Source organism: Ruegeria sp. HKCCA6707 (assembly GCF_013033515.1).
In the GTDB taxonomy this organism is placed as follows: Bacteria; Pseudomonadota; Alphaproteobacteria; order Rhodobacterales; family Rhodobacteraceae; genus Ruegeria.
Genome location: NZ_WQEG01000002.1, coordinates 171,773 through 189,997, shown reverse-complemented (window position 1 = coordinate 189,997; position 18,225 = coordinate 171,773). Strand labels below are relative to the sequence as shown.

Here is an 18,225-nt window from a genome sequence, read left to right as displayed (position 1 = left end):
AACAATGCCCAAGATCGAAGGAAGCTGCCTGTGCGGCCAGGTCACCTATAGCTCAAGCGCCGAAGAACCGGCGATGATGGTCGTCTGCCACTGCCCGGATTGCCAAAAGCAAAGCGGATGTGGCTATTCCACCAATGTGCTGGTTCCTACCGCCTCAATCTCATTCTCGGGTGATAGCCGCAGACAATATGTGGTCAATGGCGCATCGGGCCTGCCTGTGACACGGAACTTCTGCAGCAATTGCGGCTCGCCCCTGACCACGGAGATGCCAGCCTTTGATCATCTGGCCGCCGTCAAAGCTGGGACGTTGACGGACAGCAGCTGGGTGAAACCAACCACCGAAATCTGGTGCGATTCATCGCAACCCTGGAGTAAGCTGACAGACGACATGGCAAAGGCGCCCGCAAACCCGGGCTGAGTTTTGCCTGACCAAGCGGCCCCTGTGCCAAGGAGCAAACGCAATGAAAATAGCCGCGGTACAGGCCGCCCCGGTTTTCCTTGATCCGCAAGCCAGCACCGACAAGCTGATCAGTTTGTTGCGTGCGGCTGCGACGCAGGGGGCCGAACTGGTAGTGTTTCCCGAAGTGTTCCTGTCGGGTTACCCCGTCTGGCTGCGCGCGCCCGAAGTGGCCCACAATGATGAGCTGTTGCGGATCGGCCATCTGGCCTATCTTAAATCGGCAATCACCACCGACGGGCCCGAAATTGCAGCCATTTGCGCCGAGGCAACGGCCTTGGGCGTAGCTGTTATGACCGGGATTGTCGAACGCGCGGGCTCGGGTGGGTCGGTCTATGCCACGCTGGTCACCATTCTGCCCGACAAGGGTGTGGTGAACGCCCATCGCAAGCTGAAACCTACCTTCCATGAGCGGCTGCTCTGGGCCGATGGCGATGGCCACGGGCTGGCGGTGCAGGAATGGAAAGGGGTCAGGATCGGCGGTCTGAACTGTTATGAGAACTGGCAGCCCCTGGCCCGTCAGGCGCTTTATCAGCAGGGCGAACAGCTGCATATCGCCACCTGGCCCGGTGATCTGGACGTCACCGATCATATCACCCAGTTCATCGCGATGGAGGGCCGGGTCTATGTCGTCTCGGTCTCGGGCTTGCTGCGCAGCGCTGATATCCCCGAAAGCTTCCCGTTGCGGAAATATGTTACCGAAGGGCGCGACCTGATCAACGATGGCGGCAGCATGATCGCCGCTCCGGGCGGGGCGCTGCTGGCCGGGCCAGCGGTCGGAGAAGAGGTCACCCTTTTCGCCGAGATAGATCTGGATGCGGTGACCTCGGCGCGGCTCAAGCTGGACCCGGCAGGCCATTACAGCCGCCGGGATATTCTAAGCCTGTCGCATAACCGTCAGAGGCTGGATTAGGATCAGTCCCTAACCGAGGTCTTCTTCCAGATCAAAGATCAGATCCAGCACCAGCACCAGTCGGGTTTCGCCGGTTCCGGCGATAGGGGGCGAACGGTGTTTCAAATTCGAGACCGGGTTTTCAGGCCAAAGCGTGCCGCGCATGACCATCGGGGATCCGGTGGGCACGGTGGCAACATCGCGCGGGTCCACTCCGTCTTGCGCGAACCCATACTGCGTAGCTGTGCCGCGATAGGTGCAGATCAGCCGCGCCTTGATCGCATCAATATGGAACTTGCAACAGGCGTTGGTGGTGATCACCCCCAAACGCAGCCGCAGATAAGGCGCACCCATGATGGTGGCAAAGCGTTGCGACAGATCCGCAATGTCGCTGATCAACCAATCGCGCTCAGCACAGAGTTCCATCGCGGCACCATCGCAAAGATACGACACCGCCTGCCGGATCACGTCGGGGCGCAGCACGGTGCGGGTGGCGGGCAACTGATCCGGGTCGAGCCCGTCGATCCAGTTCTGAAAACCTTGCGGCAACGGGCGATTCCAAATCGCTGCCGCGCATTGCGGGTCGTGAAGGGCGGACAAGCCGTCAGCCGCCTTGGCAAAATGCACGGCTTCTGAATGGTTCTTGATCTCGGCATATGCAACGCTCATGCTGCTTCCCCTTCGCGGCGCCAGCCGGGAAACGGATCAGGCAGATCCAAAGGCAGCGCGTCTGGGTTGGCCGCCACATCTGCGGGCACCAGACAGTCATCCAACCGCGCCTTCAGCACGGGCCAGTCGATGCCCGAACCGATGAACACGATCTCTTGCCGCCGGTCGCCCCAGGGCTCGGCCCAATGTGCCTGCATATAGGCCCGTGCGCTGTCGTGGTCAGGCCAGCGCTCTTTCGGGACCGACGCCCACCAGGTGCCCAAAGGTTTGACCGAGGACAGCGCCCCGGCCATTGAAAACTCAGCCACCCAATTGGGGCGCGTTGCCAACCAGAAATGCCCCTTGGCCCGGATCACACCCGGCAGGTCTCCGTTCAGCACATCAAGGATCTTTTCCGGCTCAAAGGGCTGACGTGCGCGGTAGACAAAGCTTGTCACACCGTATTCTTCTGTTTCGGGCACGTGATCGGCAAACCCATAAAGCTCTTTCGCCCACATCGGGTGCTCATGCGCCTTTTCAAAGTCGAACATGCCTGTGTCCAGGATCGCCTCGGCGGCCACATCCGAGTGGTTGGTCTCGATGATCCGGGCATCCGCGTTCAGGCTGCGGATGATCTTGCGCGCTGCATCGGTGCGCTCGGGCCCGGCATCCGCGACCTTGTTCAGGATCACCACATCGGCAAATTCGATCTGTTCCACCAACAAATCGACCAGAGTGCGATTGTCCTCGTCGCCCATCGTCTCGCCGCGATCCTTCAGGAAATCGTGGCTTGAATAGTCCTGCAAAAGGTTCACCGCATCGACCACCGTCACCATCGTATCCAGCCGCGACACATCCGAGAGGCTTTCGCCAAGCTCATCGCGAAAATCGAAGGTTGCAGCCACGGGCAAGGGTTCCGATATCCCGGTGGATTCAATCAGCAGGTAGTCAAACCGCCCCTCATCGGCCAGCCGCCGCACCTCTTGCAGCAGATCGTCGCGCAGGGTGCAGCAGATACAGCCATTCGACATCTCGACCAGCGTCTCATCGGTGCGGCTCAGCTCGGTATCCGCGCGCACCAGATCGGCATCGATGTTGACCTCGGACATATCGTTGACGATCACCGCCACCCGACGTCCTTCGCGGTTGTTGAGAACGCGGTTCAGCAATGTGGTCTTCCCCGCACCAAGGAAACCGGACAGGACAGTGACGGGCAGTCTGGTATCAGTCATTGATAGGTAACTCCGTTAGAATTTGAGTGAGGGACGATGGGGGCCAGCGTGGACAGAGGCAGGATCGAAGGTTTGGCCGGGATGCGTGGAATGTCTGGCTCTACATTTTATGTGATAACATAACACTTCTAGAGCGGCGAAGTGAAACTGTCCAGTCCCTCAGCGCTCTAATCCAATGGTGCCGCCTGTTAAGCCCCGCGCCGCAGGTTCAGACCCAGCAGGCTGAAACAGGCGAAGATCACCGCTGCAACGCACACGATCGAGGGCCCCGCTGGCGTGTCGAACACATAAGCGGCCCGGAGGCCCGCAACCGCAGAGAACGCCCCGATGGCCGCGGCAATCAGAGCCATCGATTCCGGTGAACGCGCCAGGCTGCGCGCGGCAGCGGCGGGGATGATCAGAAGGGCCGCAATCAGCAACACGCCCACGACCTTGATCGCCACGGCAACCGTCACGGCCAGAGACAGGGTCAGGATCAATTGCTCTCGCTTGGGGTTAAAACCACTGGCATAGGCCAGTTCCTCGTTCAGGGTGGCCGTCAACAGGTGCGACCACCGCCAGGCCAGCAGCGCCATGACAAGCGCGGCCCCGCCCCAGATCACCACAAGATCAGACCGCGAAACCGCAAGGATATCGCCAAAAAGATAGGCCATCAGATCAATGCGTACGCCCGACAGGAACGACACCGCAACCAACCCAAAGGCAAGTGCGGAATGCGCGAGAACCCCCAGCAAGGTATCCATCGCATAGCCCCGCCCCGACAACAGCGTCACCGTCAAAGCCATGATCAGCGCAACCGCCAAAGCGCCTGCAAAGATCGACATTTGAAAGGTCAGAGACAGCGCCACGCCCAGAATGGCTGCATGCGCCGTAGCGTCTCCGAAATAGGCCATGCGGCGCCACACGACGAAACAGCCCAGCGGAGCTGCGGCAAAGGCAACGCCAACCCCTGCAAGGGTGGCCCGTGTCATGAAATCATCAAGCATCATTCAGCCGCTTCATGGTGGTGGTCGTGATCATGGTCATGGTCGTGCCGATAGAGCGCCAGCGCGCCACCCGTACCCGTTCCGAATAGCGCGCGGTATTCCGGTGCCGAGGCCACCACGGCCGGCGAGCCCTGACAGCAGACATGGCCATTGAGGCAGATCACGCGATCTGACGCGCTCATGACCACGTGCAATTCGTGGCTGATCATCAGAATGGCACAGCCGGTTTCGCGACGCACCTCTTCGATCTGGCGATAAAACGCGGCAGATCCGGGTTGATCCAGTCCTTGCGTGGCCTCGTCCAACAACAAAACCTCGGGCTGGTTGATCAGCGCCCGGGCCAGCATCACGCGCTGGAACTGCCCGCCCGACAATTGTGACATCTGCCGCAGCAGCAAGTCAGGCACGCCTGCGGCCTCAAGCGCCGCAGCACAGTCGTTCCGCGACACCCGGTCGGTCAGACGCATGAACCGCTCGACCGAGATGGGCAGCGTGGGATCAATATGCAGTTTCTGCGGCACATAGCCGATCTTCAATCCAGGCTTCAGCGCCACCTGCCCCGCAGAAGGTTTGGTCGCCCCGATTATCGCACGCAACAAGCTTGTCTTGCCCGACCCGTTCGGGCCTACGATCGTGACGATCTCACCCGGTTCGATGGTCATCTCGACATGACTCAGAACCGTATTGGCGCCATATCGGACGCTGAGGTTTTCGACCTTGATCAGGCTCATTCTTAAGCCTTTTCAGTGCAGTCGGGGCACAGGCCTTCGGCCTCGACAACCGTGCGTTCGATCTCGAACCCGGCGGCGCGCGCGGCGGCACCCAATGCGCCTTTGGCCGGGGCTGACTGTGCCTCGGCCACCGCATCGCATTTTCGACAAATCATGAACGCTGGCGAATGCGTGGCCCCGGGATGGGAACAGGCCACAAAGGCATTCAGACGTTCGATCTTGTGGACAAATCCGTTCTGCACCAGAAAGTCGAGCGCGCGATAGGCCACCGGCGGTTGCGAGCCGAAGCCTTCTTCGCGCAGCCGGTCAAGAATCGCATAGGCCCCAAGGGCGCGATGCTCTTGCAGCAACATCTCAAGCACCTTGCGCCGCACATCGGTCAGGCGCAGCCCATCTTGCTTGCATCGTGCTTCTGCCGACGCCAGCGCGGTCGCGACACAGGCCTTATGATCATGCGCCTGAAAACCCACCGGCGCGGTGTCTTCGGCTGGAACAGGGGGGGAGTCACTTGTCATGTTATTTCATATCATGTATGTCGCTCATAATGTTATAAAATCACACAGAGGATCCGATGTCCAGAAAGCTTCTTCCACTATCGATTACCGCAGCACTCATGGGTGGAACGGCCCTCGCCGAGGTCCCGAACGTTGCGGTCGACATCGCCCCTGTGCATTCGCTGGTGGCGCGTGTCATGGATGGAGTCGGCACCCCGGATCTGGTCATCCCCCCCGGGGCATCGCCGCATGCATACAACCTGCGCCCGTCCGAGGCCGCAGCTCTGCAACAGGCCGACCTGGTCTTCTGGATGGGTGACGATCTGACACCTTGGCTTGAGGATGCAATCGAGACGCTCGCAGAAGGTGCCAGCGTGACAAGCCTTCTCGATGCGGATGGTACGGTTTTGCTGGAGTTCCGCGAAAATGCTCTGTTCGAGGCCCATGACCACGGAGACCATGAGGATCACGACGATCATGGTCATGACGACCACGACGACCACGACGACCATAGCGATCACGGTGATGAGCACGCGCATGATGATCACGATCACGAAGAACACGCAGAAGACAAAGACCATGACCACCATGATCATGAAGATGAAGCGGCGCATGGCGACGAGCATCACGACCATGATCATGAGGAACACGCTGAGCATGACCATCACGATGGGCATGACGATCACGATGGGCATGACGATCATGCTGAACATGATCATCACGACCACGGCGAACATGATCCACATGCCTGGCTGTCTCCGGCGAATGCCGAAACATGGCTGAACGTGATCGCGGCACAGCTGTCGGCGGCCGATCCGGATAACGCCGGAACCTATTTTGCCAATGCGGCCGCGGCGCGCGAAGAAATGGCTGCGCTGTCTGCCGAGGTCGCGCAGACATTGGACCCGGTACGCGGTGGTAGCTTTATCGTGTTCCACGACGCCTATCAGTATTTTGAGGACGCGTTCGATTTTCCCGCCGCTGGTGCCATTTCGATCGGCGACGCCTCTGACCCCAGCCCTGCCCGCATTGCCGAGATTCAGGCGCGCATCCGGGATGAAGGTGTGGATTGCGTATTGGCCGAACCCCAATTCAACACCGGTATCGTATCAACGGTCCTCGACGGAACCGAAGCTCGCACAAGTGTAATCGACCCGCAGGGCGCAGCTCTTACACCGGGACCAGACCTTTACCCGCAGCTGATCAGGGCCATGGCCGCGTCGCTTTCAGAGTGTCTGCCACAATAATGCGTCGGGTGAGACAGCAAAACCGGATGTCTCACCCACACCCTCTACAAGTCAGCGCGTTTCTCGGCGGAGTACTTGTCTCTTGGCAAATATTTCATCCGCAACTTTTGAAGCAGCGGTGATATAGGGGGCATCTGACAAAACCCTGTCCCAGTCGACTGCGCCGTGAACAGCAAGGGCTTGTCGCAAGGGTTGGCCGGACGCCAGAGCGTCTTTGACAATGCGCGACGCCTTCCCCCGGCCCATCGTTTCCGCCAATGCAAATACTGCGGCCTCGGCATGAACAGCAGGCTCAGAACCCACCCTGTCACGCATCGACGTCGCGTCGACCTCAAGCCCCTGCAGCAGCGCGATGCCATGGTCCAACGCTGCTCCGGCGGTTTCAAACAAAAGTGGCATGAGCAACCATTCGACGGGCCAATTCGCACCATCGCGCTCTTCCAAATGAACGGTGCTGGCAGCCAAACCGGCCTGATATCCCGTTGCAACCGGCACAAGTGATTGAAGCATCTCAGCAAGCACCGGATTGGACTTGTGCGGCATGGTCGAAGACGCCCCCCCTTGCGCAAGCCGCAACTCGGAAATCTCACCACGCGTGGCAATGCTGACATCGCGCCCGATCTTTCCAATGGCGCTCACAACCTGCATCAACCAGGCCGACAGTTTCTGAACACCGCTTCGATCGGTGTGCCATGGCGGACCATCGCTCAAGTTCAATTGTGCGGCCATCGCACGGGCCACATCGTCTTCCGAACCCCTAAACGCTGATCGACTGCCAGAAGCGCCGCCCAGCTGTATGCGCAGCGCCCCGGCTCTGAGCTCGCTCAGATCCGCCTCGGCGCTGACCAAAGGCTGCGCCCATTGCGCGGCGCGTAGGCCGAAGGTGATTGGTGTCGCCAGTTGCCCGCGTGTCCGCGCCAACATAAGGGTCTTGTCGTGAGTCTGAGAGAGATCGTGCAGCAAGTCGACCAAATCGGTCAGCAAATCGGCCAGATCATCCAACGCTGCCTGTGCACAAAGACAGAAGGCTGTATCAACTATATCCTGACTTGTGGCCCCAAAGTGCAAAAAGTCGGCCGCCTCGTCAGAAAGCTGGTTGCGCAACGCAGACAGAAGTGCCGGAACCGGAACCCCTGCTTGCGCGACCCCAATCGTCAGATCCTCGGTCACGGAACCCGGCAGTTTCAACGCAGATATTTCGGCAGCTGCAGCGTTCGGAACAAACCCAAGCGAGGCCTGTGCCTGTGCCAAAGCCACCTCGACTCGCAGCATCGCTTCGGCAATAGCACCATCGCCGAAATGCGCACGTGTCGGCCCGTGCCCAAAAATCGGGGCAGTCAAAGCATTCAGAGCACCTGTCATCGGATCAGGCCGCTACGGGCCGAAGGCCCAGAATGTCTCGGGCCTGGCGCCAAGTTGCCACAGGACGCTCGTGTTTCTCGCAAATCTCGATTGTGCGCTCTACCAAAGCGGCATTTGACGGAGCCAATGTCTCCCGATCAAGCCGAACGTTGTCCTCCAGCCCGGTCCTCGCATGCCCCCCTGCCGAGATTGCCCATTCGTTCAGCGTGATTTGATGACGCCCGATTCCTGCCGCACACCACGGTGCGTCCGAGCCGAACAATCGGTGCACTGTTTGCACATAGAAATCGAAGACAAGGCGGTCGACTGGCATTGCGTTCTTTACCCCCATAACAAATTGTACATACGGGGTGCCAAGCAGCTCTTGGGCGTCAGCCATTTCCTTGGCTCTGAAGATATGGCTCAGGTCAAAGGCTTCAATCTCGGGCTTGACCTCATAGGTCCGCATCTCTGAGGCGAGCCATGCAACCAGATCAGGCGGGTTCTCGTAAACGCGGGTCGGAAAGTTGTTCGACCCAACCGTGAGCGATGCCATGTCTGGCCGTAATGGCAACATCCCACCGCGTGCCTGCCCGGCACCGGACCTGCCGCCCGTCGACATTTGAACGATCATGCCGGGGCAGTGTTTCTTCAGACCATCTTGTAACGCTGCAAACTTGTCCGGGTCTGATGTGGGGGTCTCATCGTCATTGCGAACATGGAGATGTGCGATCGAGGCCCCCGCTTCAAACGCCTCCTGAGTACTTTCGATCTGCTCCAAGACCGAAATGGGAACAGCGGGGTTGTCGGACTTGCGCGGCACCGAACCGGTGATGGCAACACAAATGATACAAGGTTTTGGCTGACTTGCGGTCATCATGTCGTTTCCTGTTTGTGCCGAACCGTATCGCATCGGGTTCGAACGGAAACCAAACGTAGCCGGTTTTTTCTAAACATCAAAAAAGACCGTCTCATTGTCGCCCTGAAGTCGAATATCGAAACGATAGGTTGGTAAATCCCCAAGTACATCCCGATCAGCGATAAGAGTGGCGCGGCGGCTCTCCCACTCAATCAGATTGAGCACGGGGTCGATGGTATTTGCTTCGGCCTCGTCAGCAAAATACATTCTTGTGTTCAGGCCGACATTGATACCCCGCGCGACAATCCAAAGGTTGAGATGGGGCGCCTGCGGAGTGCCAGCGCTGCCAGCGGTATTACCTGGCTTCACGGACTCGAAGGTCCATTCACCGGTTTCGAAATCGGTAATGACGCGACCCCAGCCGCGAAACCCGTCCTCAACCGGTCCTCCACCACCGGGATGCGCATAGACCCCGTCGGCATTGGCCTGCCAGACCTCAAGCATCGCATCCTTGATGGGTGCCCCCGTCCCGTCGATGATAACGCCGGTGACCCGAATACGCTCGCCTTTGGCATTCGGTCCACAGATGTCATGACCCAGTTCTTGCCGGTAAATATCAAACCCCGCCGCGCCGGGCGAAAGGCCGATATGGACATAGGGACCCGCCGTCTGCGATGCGGTTTCGCTGAGATACTTAAGCGCCTGTACCATGTCAGTTCCCCTCGGGACGGTTTTCGAACAAAGTCGAACGGCGACCGCGCAGAATAATGTCGAACTTATAAGCAACGCTATCCAGCGGAATTGTGGCGTTCAGGTCCAGCCTGGCCACAAGCTGCTCAATCGCGTTTTGATCCGGGATCGTCTGCACGATGGGGCAGAGCGGTATCAAAGGATCGCCTTCGAAATAGCATTGCGTAATCAGCCGCTGTGCAAAACCCGATCCAAAGATCGAGACATGTATATGCGCGGGCCGCCAGTTGTTTGCATGATTGCGCCACGGATAAGCGCCCGGCATTACAGTGCGGAAAAAGAAATACCCGTTTTCATCGGTCAATGTCCGTCCACAACCGCCGAAGTTGGGGTCAATGGGCGCAAGGTAAGTGTCTTTCTTGTGCCTATAGCGCCCGCCCGCATTTGCTTGCCAAATCTCGACCAGCGTGTTCGGAACAGGCCGCACGTTTTCGTCCAATACGTGACCGTGAAGAATAATACGTTCACCAATAGGGCTTTGGCCCGGCGCGGCATAGTTGGTCAGAAGATCGTTATCGCCAGCGTCAATATCATCGGCGCCAAATACCGGCCCGGTCTGTTCTGATATCGTGCTCTGCAGAGACACCAGTGCCAAACGCGGGCTGCGCGTCACCGAAGACTTGTACCCGGGCGACAGCGACACAGGATGAATATCTCGGTTTCGCGGATAGAACTCGCCTGGCTTCGTCATGATGGCTCCTCCATCTCGGCATAGGTTTGTTTGGCGATTTTGATGGCATGATTGGCTTTGGGTACGCCCGCATAGATCGCGACATGCAAGAAAGCCTGCATAACGTCGTCTTTGGACGCCCCGGTGTTGGCAGTGGCGCGGATATGCATGGGAATTTCCTCGAAATTCCCCATCGCTGCCAACAGGGCGAGTGTCAGCATCGAGCGGTCGCGTTGGCTGATCGTGGTATCAGACCAGACGGTCCCCCAAGCACCTTCGGTGATCAAGCTCTGGAACGGCGCGTCGAATTCGGTTTTCTCCATTTCGGCACGCTCAACATGTGCTTTGCCCAAAACAGATCTTCGCGTTCGCATTCCTAGCTGGTAACGATCTGCCATTGATGTGCTCCTTTTATGAGCCCTGCCTCAAGACAGCAGAGGTGTCAGGTGTCTGGCCACTCACACAAAAACAGTTTTCCAACGCGCTTAAAAGACAGAATATCGGGCCACACCAGCTTGTTCGACCACCGCTGCCCATTTTGAGAGATCACGGCAGAAAGGATTTCAGCTGTCTGTTTGGCTTAACTCACCCCAAAGGTGGTCAGGCACCACAACCCCCCGATCACGAGCCTCGCGACGTGCCTGCACGCGGCGTGTGCCCGGCAGTCTTGCACCGTCCTGTGCTTCGATCTGACCGGCCAGAGCCGCAAGCTGTGCTGCGAAAGGCGCGCCGCTGACGCACCCTGGGTCAATCGCGATGATGAACTGACCCACGCCCGGAGGCGCGCCCTCAGCCTCGAAAAACGAACTGGCCTGCGCGCTGGTATTCGCTCCTGTCAGGGTCGCGGCGAGTATTTCGACGATCAGCGCCAGGGCCGATCCCTTTGCATCACCCATGGGCAGCATCATGCCCGAAAGTGCGGCATCCGGGTCGGTTGTGGGGTTGCCGTCAGCATCCAGCGCCCAGCCTTCGGGGATCGGCTCGCCCTTTTTCTTGGCCGCCATCACCTTGCCGCGCGCGATCTTTGACAGTGACAGATCAATGACCAGTGGCGCGCCCTCACCTTGCGGGGCGGCAAAGGCTATGGGATTTGTTCCAAACAAGGCCGCGTTGCCACCCCAGGGCGCCATGGCCTTGGGTGTATTCGCCACCATCAGCGCAACCAGCCCGTTCTCAGCAAGCCGTTCCACATGCGCGCCCAATTGGCCGCAATGATGCGAACGGGTAATCGCCGCAGCCGCAATGCCGGTGGTCTTGCTTAGCTTGGTCAACTCGTCGACGGCCAGATCGATGGCGGGATAGGCAAAGCCAAACCCGGCATCCACCCGCAAGACAGCAGGGCCCGCGGCCGAAACCGTTGGACAGACCGCACCTGCAACCTTGCCCGACCTCGCCTGTGCTGCATAGGAGGCAACGCGCGAGAATCCGTGCCCGGCCTGGCCGTCAACCTCTGCTGCGACCAGTGCTTTGGCGACCGAGCGCGCGTTTCGCTCGGACACGAAATTGGCGACCAGCGCCTTGGTTACCAGATCCTCGGCCTCTTCGATCTTCAATCTGTGTTCCAGAACAAATCTCCTGTCCTTGCGCGCCTGCCCCGCCCCAAACGTGAAAAATCCCAGCCCGATTGTCCACCGGGCTGGGCCTGTCCTGTGCGGTGCAACCGATCCTATGCCGAGCGATAGAGCTTGGTCATGGAAAACTCGCGATGCCCCAACGCTTCGGCAGCGGTGTGGCGGCCATTGGCGGTGCGGCGGATCATCTCAATCAGCGCGTCGCCGGCCTCTTCAATGGTCATTTCACGGGTCAGAATACCGGTCACATCCAGATCGATATGTTCGCCCATGGTGCGCAGGGTACGCGGGTTGCCCGAGATCTTGATCACCGGAACGATTGGGTTGCCGACAACATTGCCCTGCCCCGTCGGGAAGGTGTGGATCACCGCACCGCCAGCAGCCATCAGAGTCACACATTCTGCCGCTGCTGATGAACTGTCCATGAAGTACAGACCCGGCCCTTTTTCAGGTGCTTCTGCGGGACCAATAGCGTCGATATAGGTCGAAGTCCGCCCGATCTTTTCCAAATTGCCCAGGGCTTTTTCTTCGATGGTCGTCAACCCGCCCAAAATGTTGCCTTTGGTGGGCTGGCTGTCTGACAGATCGTCAGTTTGGTGCGCAAAAATGACGTCGTCAGTATAGGCCTGCCAGATCTGCTTGAACTTGGCTGCCGCTTCGGGAGTGGCGGCGCGTTTCTCGCAGATATGCTCGGCCCCGGTGATCTCGGATGTTTCACCAAAGAACCCGGTCAGGCCATGGGGCAGCAGCTTGTCATACACGTTGCCTACGGTCGGGCAGGATGACAGGCCGGTCGTTGTGTCGCTTTCACCGCATTTGGTTGAAACCCACAGCTCGTTGATCGGGCAGGGTTCTTTTTGCAGCTCGGTTGCCCAATGGACATATTCCTTGGCCTTCCAGCTGGCCTGGCGAATGGTCTCAAAGTCGCCCTTTTGCTCGATCGAGAAACCTTCGACCGGTTTGCCGGTCTTGGCGATGCCGTCGACGATCACCTTGGTCCATTCCGGCTCGATCCCGATGACCACCACGGCAGCCACATTGGGGTTGGCCCCGGTGCCGATGATCGTACGGAAATGCAGGTCCAGGTCTTCGCCAAATTGCAAACGGCCATAGGCATGCGGGATCGCCAATGTGCCCTTGACGTTATTGGCCACCGCTTCGCAAGCCGCGTTGGAAATATCGTCAACCGGCAGGATCAGCACATGGTTGCGAACACCAACGCGCCCGTTTTCGCGGCGCCATGCGTTCACTGTTACGTTCGAGAAATCCAAAGCCATGATCTTACCACCGTTTCGTTTTGCAATTGTGGGTGTGTACATGATCGCCCACACCAGCAGATCCGACCATACGCCCGATATCTTCACCGTATTTGATCACGGTATCGCCTTCGCTCAGCGGCTTCAGCGCAACCTTGTGGCCGATGGGGATGTCGCTGTTGGCGGTCAGTTTGAAATCGGAATTGTCATGCGTCACCACGCAGAGCATTTCCGTTCCGGCGGTCAAGCCTTCCACCACAACCACGCCGACATTGTCCTCGTGATCATGGACCAGCAATTGCGGTATCGCCATGTCCTTTTTTCCTTTTGCAAAATTCCAAATCCGGTCTTACTTATATGTTTACTCTTATATAAGAGTCAATATAGATCATTGAACATACGCGCGCATATCTGATAGCAAGGCAGACCGAGGAAACCCGATGACGACACCGCTCTATCAGTCTGTTTACAATGAGATAATCGCGCGGGTCGCTGATGGCCGGTACCCGCCGGGCACGATGCTGCCAAGCGAGTTTGATATCGCGGCCGAGCTGGGAGTCAGCCAGGGCACCGCAAGAAAAGCGCTGAGCGAGCTGGAAGCAAAAGGAATCGTCAAGCGCCGTCAGGGGCGTGGCACGTTCGTGGCGTTGCGCACGCCTGAAAACTCGCTGTTTCACTTTTTTCGCATGCGTGATGCTGCAGGCAATCAGGTCGCTCCGACACTGGGGTCTGAAACTGTATCGCGCCGCGCCGCCACCCCGGCCGAGCGCTACAGCCTGTTTGGCGCCCCGCAAGAGGTGTTTCAGATCGACCGGGTGCGGAATTTCAACGACAAGCCGCTGTGTCTGGAAACCTGTGTCGTATCCACCGATCTTTTCCCGGGACTTTTGGAACGCGCCCCCCTGCCCAACACGCTCTATGTGCTGTTTCAACAGGCCTATTCCTGCATTGTCATCTCGGCCAAAGACGATCTGAGCGCAGGCCTTGCAGACAAGGCAACCGCCAAAGCTTTGGGTCTGCGCACCGGCACCCCAGTTCTGATCGGCAAGCGCGAAGGCAAGGATTTGCTGGGCCGTGTTGTCGAATTGCGCACCAGTCGGTTTGTCACCGACGACGTGACTTATTCCGTCAGCCTGGATTCCCTTTGAGCCCAACGGCGGACACAAATGGTGGCTTTACTTGCCGTCTCGCGTGACGGCACACTGGCAGCATAGGGGTGTCACCGGGTGCAAGGACAAAGGCGAGGGTCATGAACACAAAACGCGATCTTGTTGTCGGAGCGCTGGTCGCCGACGCGGCCTCATTGGGGTTGCATTGGCTTTACGATCAGCCACGGATCGCGCAATTGGCGCTGGGTGAACCCGAATTCCGTGCGACCAATGCAAAGGACTTCGAAGGAGTCCCGTCGTATTTCGCCCATCCGCTGAAACAGCCGGGCGACCTGACGCAATATGGGGAACAAACGATGGTCCTGTTGCGCGCTTTGGCGGCTTCGGGCGGCCGCTATGACCAGGCGGCGTATAATGCCGAGTTTCGGGCCCATTTCGGCTATGGCGGAACCTATAGCGGCTATATCGACCACGCAACGCGCGAAACCCTGAACGCCCTTGCCGCCGGTGAGGCTGATACGCCCAAAGGGGCCGAGGATGTGCAAATGCCGGCCATCGCCAAACTGCCAGCTCTGGTGGCGGCTGGGTTAGAAGATCACGCGCGTCAGGCCATCCGCACCACCAACCGCTCTGATCTTGCGGAGGCGTATGGCGCGGTTGCCACGGCAATGCTGGTCTCGGCGCGTGAGGGGCATTCCATCAACGAGGTGGTAGCCGCAGGCCTTTCCGCTGCCGACCCGGCGATCCTGCCGCGACTGGAACTGGCCTGCGCGGCCACAGATCGTAGCACGCAGGATGTGACGGCAGAATTCGGCATGGCCTGTGATCTGGAAAACGGGTTGCCGAGTATCTTGCATAACCTGTCGACAACAAACTCTTACCAGGACGCCATCCGTGCCAACATTCTGGCCGGAGGCGATAGCTGTGGCCGCGCCATGCTGCTTGGGGCCGTGGCGGGTGCCGTCTATGGCGTGCCACAGGATTGGGAGGCGCGGTTGAACAGTTTGTCAGACGTGACGGATCTGATGGACCAGCTGGCGCTTTGAGGCGCGGAACACAAAAAACCCGACAGCGCCGGTTGGTAGGGTCAAAGACCCGAAAGCTTGTGCTTTTCCAGCAAGCCCACAAGGATATCGCGCGCTTGCTGGCGGTGTTTGTGGTGGCGCTGCCGCGCCAGATCGGCATCTCCGTCGCGAATGGCCTGAAACACCGCCCGGTGATCCTCGTTCGATTTCGTCGGCAGAGGCCGGATGAACAAGGTGGTGGTTCTGGCCCGGCGCACCTGATCGCTCATCATCGCGACAATGGCTTTGACCCGGCTGTTGCCCCCCAGCCGCACCAGCTCACGGTGAAACCGTTCATCTGCAGCGGCCCAGGCTTCAAGGTCTTGTTTGGCGATGGCCTCGTCCATATCGACGATGGCCTGACCCAGATCGCGCAGGTCTTTCTGACCATATCCCATCTGCGCCGCGCGTTCGGCCGCCAGGCTTTCAAGCTCGGTCAGAACATCGTAAATCTCGCGCATGTCGTCGGCCGAGACGGGCAGAATGCGCACGCCCTTGCGCGGTCGCAATTCCAACAGGCCCTGACTTTCCAGCGTCAATGCCGCTTCGCGTATAGGTGTGCGCGACATGCCCAACCGTTCCGCCAATTCGCTTTCCAGATGATCCGACCCTGCCGAAAGCTCGCCTGAAAAGATCATGTTTCGCAAAGCATGCACGGCGCGCTGCGCATTGGACGGGGAAGAATTCTGAGTGGCCTTCAAGGTGTCTCCACTTTGCATTTTCGACCAGTTGCCGCCGACGTGTAAATCGCCTGTTCAATCGCGATCACGGTCAAATAATCCAGCGCTTGGTTTTCAATTGGTGTCTGGTGCAATAGTCCAGAAACAACGTGGTTTTGCAAGGCATGGACACAATCCCCGCCAAATCCCTCCCAGGAATTTGATCCCAGAATTTCCACGGCATCCAAAGATCCAAACGCACGCAGCCAGACCGTCCCGTCACCGCGCAGCGAAATCGACCCTTCGGTGCCTTCGAACAGGGCCTCGCCCATCGTGCGCCGTAGGTTGTCCGAGGCGTGGTCGAGATGACGGTTACCGTCAAACAGCGCGCGCACCTGCCGGGGATGATCGAACAGGATCACAGCTGCGTCTTCACCTGCGATCACCGGGTTCAGGCGCTGCAGGTCGGCATAAACCGCAGTCGGGTCGCCCATCAGAAAACGGAAGGTGTCGACCCAATGCACAGCGGTTTCATGCACCAGAAACCGCTCCATCTGCTGGAAATAGGGCTGACGGTCCAGATAGGCATTGGGCCCCTGCCCGTCGCCTGGACGCATCCGAAACGTAGCCTGTTGCAACGTGCCGACCCGCCCGGCATCCAGCGCCGCCTTGATCGCACGATACCAGGGTTGGAAGCGAAAATTTTCATGAATGACCAGAGTCGCCCCGGCCTCGGCGGCGTCCTGCGCCATCGCGCGGGCCTCATCCAGATTAACGCCAAAGGGCTTTTGGCAGATGATTGCGCGCACCCCGGCCTCAAGAGCCTGAGCCAGCGCCACGCGATGACCTTCGGGCGGCAAAATGATGTCCAGCAGATCGGGCTGCACGGTAGCCAGCATGTCGGGCAATCTGTCAAACGCGGGCACGCCCCATGCCTGCGCCTTGCTCAGATCCTGGTCGCAGCAGGCCACAAGCTCGACCTCGGGGATGCGGCGCCAACTGCCATAGTGGAACTGACTGAAATAGCCCGCCCCCACACCGGCCACGCGCAGCCGAGCGCTCGGGCTCATGTGACAAAGAGCGCGTCGAGCACCGCAGCAGCAGCCTGATCCGTGCCGGCCTCACCGCCAAGATCCGCTGTCAGGGTTTCGCCACGCGCCACTACATCCTCGACCGCATCGCGCAGCCGGGTGCCATCTTTTACCATTGCACTGTTGTCGTGTTTATGTCCCAGCCACTCCAGCATCATGGCCGCAGACAGGATCATCGCAAACGGGTTTGCAACGCCCTGCCCTGCTATATCAGGGGCCGATCCGTGGCAGGGTTGAAACACCGCGTGTTCCAGCCCGATATCCGCCGAAGGAGCCAGACCAAGCCCCCCCATCAGGCCCGCACCCAGATCCGACAGGATGTCACCAAACATGTTTTCAGTGACCATCACATCAAAGCTCCACGGCTTTTGCACCATCCAGAGTGCGGTCGCGTCCACATAGGCGTGATCGGCGATCAGGTCAGGGTGGTTTTTCGCCTCGGCGTCAAAGAGTTCACGAAAGAACGCAAAAGCACGGAATACGTTGGCTTTGTCAACGCAGGTCACACGACCCGGACCCCGGCCAGCGGTTTTGCGGGTCTTGGCAAGATCAAAGGCAAAGCGGAACAGGTTCTCGGACACTTCGCGTGTGATGCGCAGGGTTTCGCGGGCCTCGTCCTGACTGACCTCTCCCGAACCCTGAGTAAAGAACAGCCCCTCGGTGCTTTCGCGGATCAGGACAAAATCAATCTCGGTTCCGGCAGGCAGGTTCAACGGCGTTTTCTGTCCTGCTTTCACCGTGACCGGGCGCACGCCCGCAAACAGGTTCAAGGCTTTGCGCAGGTCGATTTGGGGCGAAATTTCGGTCCCGTCCGGATAGCGAACGTCCGGCAATCCCATCGCCGACAGCAAAATCGCATCTGCCCGGCGCGCGGTCGCCATGGATGATTCGGGGAAGGATTCGCCGGTCTTGGCGTAATGCGCAGCCCCTGCGGCAGCCTCGGTGAAGCTTAACTCATAGTCGGGCGATGCGTCGGCCATACGCCGAAGGATATCGACGCAGGGCTCTGTAATTTCAGGGCCAATCCCGTCTCCTTCAAAAACCGCGATCTCGAATGTCTGAATCATTTCCGCCTGCCTTTTCTGTGTCAGCTCCGCTTATACCCTCGGAAGTTTTAATCCGAAAGTTGACAACGCATCTTTTAATGCATACGCAAATAAATGCAATA

21 protein-coding genes are annotated in these 18,225 nt (G+C 59.0%); 5 read left to right on the top strand and 16 right to left on the bottom strand.

The window, feature by feature from the left end:
• Positions 1–4 precede the first annotated feature (4 nt).
• Positions 5–418, top strand: a complete 414-nt coding sequence (locus tag GOW40_RS06835; RefSeq protein ID WP_171103801.1) for a GFA family protein — start codon at positions 5–7, stop codon at positions 416–418.
• 43 nt (positions 419–461) lie between these two features.
• Positions 462–1,370 (top strand): carbon-nitrogen hydrolase family protein, encoded by a 909-nt coding sequence (locus tag GOW40_RS06830; RefSeq protein WP_171136677.1) that lies wholly within the window; start codon positions 462–464, stop codon positions 1,368–1,370.
• A 9-nt stretch (positions 1,371–1,379) separates the two neighbouring features.
• Here GOW40_RS06830 and GOW40_RS06825 read toward each other — a convergent pair whose 3' ends face one another.
• The 5 genes from GOW40_RS06825 to GOW40_RS06805 all read right to left on the bottom strand — a co-directional run bounded on the left by GOW40_RS06825 (position 1,380) and on the right by GOW40_RS06805 (position 5,461).
• Positions 1,380–2,018: a DUF1826 domain-containing protein gene (locus GOW40_RS06825; RefSeq protein WP_171132878.1), complete on the bottom strand. Its 639-nt coding sequence runs from the start codon at positions 2,016–2,018 to the stop codon at positions 1,380–1,382.
• Positions 2,015–3,229 carry a GTP-binding protein gene (locus GOW40_RS06820; RefSeq protein WP_171230911.1) on the bottom strand — a complete coding sequence of 405 codons (1,215 nt, stop codon included), beginning with the start codon at positions 3,227–3,229 and terminating at the stop codon, positions 2,015–2,017. The genes GOW40_RS06825 and GOW40_RS06820 overlap by 4 nt, the downstream gene beginning before the upstream one ends.
• A 188-nt stretch (positions 3,230–3,417) precedes the next feature.
• Positions 3,418–4,215, bottom strand: a complete 798-nt coding sequence (locus tag GOW40_RS06815; RefSeq protein WP_171103793.1) for an iron chelate uptake ABC transporter family permease subunit — start codon at positions 4,213–4,215, stop codon at positions 3,418–3,420.
• A complete protein-coding gene (locus GOW40_RS06810) occupies positions 4,215–4,946 on the bottom strand; it encodes a metal ABC transporter ATP-binding protein (protein WP_171230910.1) in 732 nt (243 codons plus the stop codon). The genes GOW40_RS06815 and GOW40_RS06810 overlap by 1 nt, the downstream gene beginning before the upstream one ends.
• A gap of 2 nt (positions 4,947–4,948) precedes the next feature.
• Entirely contained in the window at positions 4,949–5,461 is a 513-nt protein-coding gene (locus tag GOW40_RS06805; protein ID WP_171103789.1) for a transcriptional repressor, read from the bottom strand.
• Between the two features lie 56 nt (positions 5,462–5,517).
• On the opposite strand from GOW40_RS06805, the gene GOW40_RS06800 reads away from it, so the two are divergent.
• The gene (locus GOW40_RS06800; protein WP_171132875.1) at positions 5,518–6,687 is read left to right on the top strand and encodes a zinc ABC transporter substrate-binding protein; all 1,170 of its coding nucleotides are present in this window, start codon (positions 5,518–5,520) and stop codon (positions 6,685–6,687) included.
• 51 nt (positions 6,688–6,738) lie between these two features.
• On the opposite strand, the gene GOW40_RS06795 is transcribed toward GOW40_RS06800, so the two are convergent.
• The 8 genes from GOW40_RS06795 to GOW40_RS06760 all read right to left on the bottom strand — a co-directional run bounded on the left by GOW40_RS06795 (position 6,739) and on the right by GOW40_RS06760 (position 13,447).
• Positions 6,739–8,049, bottom strand: coding sequence for a lyase family protein (locus tag GOW40_RS06795; RefSeq protein ID WP_171136675.1), 1,311 nt, complete (start codon positions 8,047–8,049; stop codon positions 6,739–6,741).
• Positions 8,050–8,053: 4 nt separating this feature from the next.
• Positions 8,054–8,905, bottom strand: a complete 852-nt coding sequence (locus GOW40_RS06790) for a 3-keto-5-aminohexanoate cleavage protein (protein ID WP_171132873.1) — start codon at positions 8,903–8,905, stop codon at positions 8,054–8,056.
• A gap of 72 nt (positions 8,906–8,977) precedes the next feature.
• A complete protein-coding gene (gene pcaG / locus GOW40_RS06785) occupies positions 8,978–9,598 on the bottom strand; it encodes a protocatechuate 3,4-dioxygenase subunit alpha (protein WP_171132872.1) in 621 nt (206 codons plus the stop codon).
• A 1-nt stretch (position 9,599) separates the two neighbouring features.
• Complete coding sequence (pcaH, locus tag GOW40_RS06780; protein WP_171132871.1) at positions 9,600–10,328, bottom strand: protocatechuate 3,4-dioxygenase subunit beta; 729 nt, start codon at positions 10,326–10,328, stop codon at positions 9,600–9,602.
• Entirely contained in the window at positions 10,325–10,705 is a 381-nt protein-coding gene (gene pcaC / locus GOW40_RS06775) for a 4-carboxymuconolactone decarboxylase (protein WP_171103775.1), read from the bottom strand. The genes pcaH and pcaC overlap by 4 nt, the downstream gene beginning before the upstream one ends.
• 165 nt (positions 10,706–10,870) lie before the next feature.
• Positions 10,871–11,860, bottom strand: a complete 990-nt coding sequence (locus GOW40_RS06770) for an Ldh family oxidoreductase (protein WP_254444355.1) — start codon at positions 11,858–11,860, stop codon at positions 10,871–10,873.
• A gap of 113 nt (positions 11,861–11,973) precedes the next feature.
• The gene (locus tag GOW40_RS06765; protein ID WP_305848782.1) at positions 11,974–13,197 is read right to left on the bottom strand and encodes a UxaA family hydrolase; all 1,224 of its coding nucleotides are present in this window, start codon (positions 13,195–13,197) and stop codon (positions 11,974–11,976) included.
• On the bottom strand, positions 13,160–13,447 hold the full coding sequence (locus GOW40_RS06760; protein ID WP_171103771.1) for a UxaA family hydrolase: 288 nt from the start codon (positions 13,445–13,447) through the stop codon (positions 13,160–13,162). The genes GOW40_RS06765 and GOW40_RS06760 overlap by 38 nt, the downstream gene beginning before the upstream one ends.
• Positions 13,448–13,574: 127 nt before the next feature.
• On the opposite strand from GOW40_RS06760, the gene GOW40_RS06755 reads away from it, so the two are divergent.
• A complete protein-coding gene (locus GOW40_RS06755) occupies positions 13,575–14,282 on the top strand; it encodes a GntR family transcriptional regulator (RefSeq protein ID WP_171230909.1) in 708 nt (235 codons plus the stop codon).
• Positions 14,283–14,383: 101 nt separating this feature from the next.
• Complete coding sequence (locus tag GOW40_RS06750; protein WP_171132870.1) at positions 14,384–15,289, top strand: ADP-ribosylglycohydrolase family protein; 906 nt, start codon at positions 14,384–14,386, stop codon at positions 15,287–15,289.
• Between the two features lie 41 nt (positions 15,290–15,330).
• On the opposite strand, the gene GOW40_RS06745 is transcribed toward GOW40_RS06750, so the two are convergent.
• The 3 genes from GOW40_RS06745 to GOW40_RS06735 are packed head-to-tail and all read right to left on the bottom strand — an operon-like array spanning position 15,331 to position 18,124.
• On the bottom strand, positions 15,331–16,008 hold the full coding sequence (locus GOW40_RS06745) for a GntR family transcriptional regulator (RefSeq protein ID WP_254444354.1): 678 nt from the start codon (positions 16,006–16,008) through the stop codon (positions 15,331–15,333).
• Complete coding sequence (locus GOW40_RS06740) at positions 16,005–17,036, bottom strand: Gfo/Idh/MocA family protein (RefSeq protein ID WP_171132868.1); 1,032 nt, start codon at positions 17,034–17,036, stop codon at positions 16,005–16,007. The genes GOW40_RS06745 and GOW40_RS06740 overlap by 4 nt, the downstream gene beginning before the upstream one ends.
• Entirely contained in the window at positions 17,033–18,124 is a 1,092-nt protein-coding gene (locus tag GOW40_RS06735) for an isocitrate/isopropylmalate dehydrogenase family protein (protein ID WP_171132867.1), read from the bottom strand. The genes GOW40_RS06740 and GOW40_RS06735 overlap by 4 nt, the downstream gene beginning before the upstream one ends.
• Between the last annotated feature and the right edge of the window lie 101 nt (positions 18,125–18,225).

What these genes read in the sequence shown, in the direction of transcription:
- GOW40_RS06835 (WP_171103801.1), top strand. Translation starts at nt 5, where the DNA reads ATGCCCAAGATCGAAGGAAGCTGCCTGTGCGGCCAGGTCACCTATAGC.
- GOW40_RS06830 (WP_171136677.1), top strand. Translation starts at nt 462, where the DNA reads ATGAAAATAGCCGCGGTACAGGCCGCCCCGGTTTTCCTTGATCCGCAA.
- GOW40_RS06825 (WP_171132878.1), bottom strand. Translation starts at nt 2,018, where the DNA reads ATGAGCGTTGCATATGCCGAGATCAAGAACCATTCAGAAGCCGTGCAT.
- GOW40_RS06820 (WP_171230911.1), bottom strand. Translation starts at nt 3,229, where the DNA reads ATGACTGATACCAGACTGCCCGTCACTGTCCTGTCCGGTTTCCTTGGT.
- GOW40_RS06815 (WP_171103793.1), bottom strand. Translation starts at nt 4,215, where the DNA reads ATGCTTGATGATTTCATGACACGGGCCACCCTTGCAGGGGTTGGCGTT.
- GOW40_RS06810 (WP_171230910.1), bottom strand. Translation starts at nt 4,946, where the DNA reads ATGAGCCTGATCAAGGTCGAAAACCTCAGCGTCCGATATGGCGCCAAT.
- GOW40_RS06805 (WP_171103789.1), bottom strand. Translation starts at nt 5,461, where the DNA reads ATGACAAGTGACTCCCCCCCTGTTCCAGCCGAAGACACCGCGCCGGTG.
- GOW40_RS06800 (WP_171132875.1), top strand. Translation starts at nt 5,518, where the DNA reads ATGTCCAGAAAGCTTCTTCCACTATCGATTACCGCAGCACTCATGGGT.
- GOW40_RS06795 (WP_171136675.1), bottom strand. Translation starts at nt 8,049, where the DNA reads ATGACAGGTGCTCTGAATGCTTTGACTGCCCCGATTTTTGGGCACGGG.
- GOW40_RS06790 (WP_171132873.1), bottom strand. Translation starts at nt 8,905, where the DNA reads ATGACCGCAAGTCAGCCAAAACCTTGTATCATTTGTGTTGCCATCACC.
- pcaG (WP_171132872.1), bottom strand. Translation starts at nt 9,598, where the DNA reads ATGGTACAGGCGCTTAAGTATCTCAGCGAAACCGCATCGCAGACGGCG.
- pcaH (WP_171132871.1), bottom strand. Translation starts at nt 10,328, where the DNA reads ATGACGAAGCCAGGCGAGTTCTATCCGCGAAACCGAGATATTCATCCT.
- pcaC (WP_171103775.1), bottom strand. Translation starts at nt 10,705, where the DNA reads ATGGCAGATCGTTACCAGCTAGGAATGCGAACGCGAAGATCTGTTTTG.
- GOW40_RS06765 (WP_305848782.1), bottom strand. Translation starts at nt 13,197, where the DNA reads ATGTACACACCCACAATTGCAAAACGAAACGGTGGTAAGATCATGGCT.
- GOW40_RS06760 (WP_171103771.1), bottom strand. Translation starts at nt 13,447, where the DNA reads ATGGCGATACCGCAATTGCTGGTCCATGATCACGAGGACAATGTCGGC.
- GOW40_RS06755 (WP_171230909.1), top strand. Translation starts at nt 13,575, where the DNA reads ATGACGACACCGCTCTATCAGTCTGTTTACAATGAGATAATCGCGCGG.
- GOW40_RS06750 (WP_171132870.1), top strand. Translation starts at nt 14,384, where the DNA reads ATGAACACAAAACGCGATCTTGTTGTCGGAGCGCTGGTCGCCGACGCG.
- GOW40_RS06740 (WP_171132868.1), bottom strand. Translation starts at nt 17,036, where the DNA reads ATGAGCCCGAGCGCTCGGCTGCGCGTGGCCGGTGTGGGGGCGGGCTAT.
- GOW40_RS06735 (WP_171132867.1), bottom strand. Translation starts at nt 18,124, where the DNA reads ATGATTCAGACATTCGAGATCGCGGTTTTTGAAGGAGACGGGATTGGC.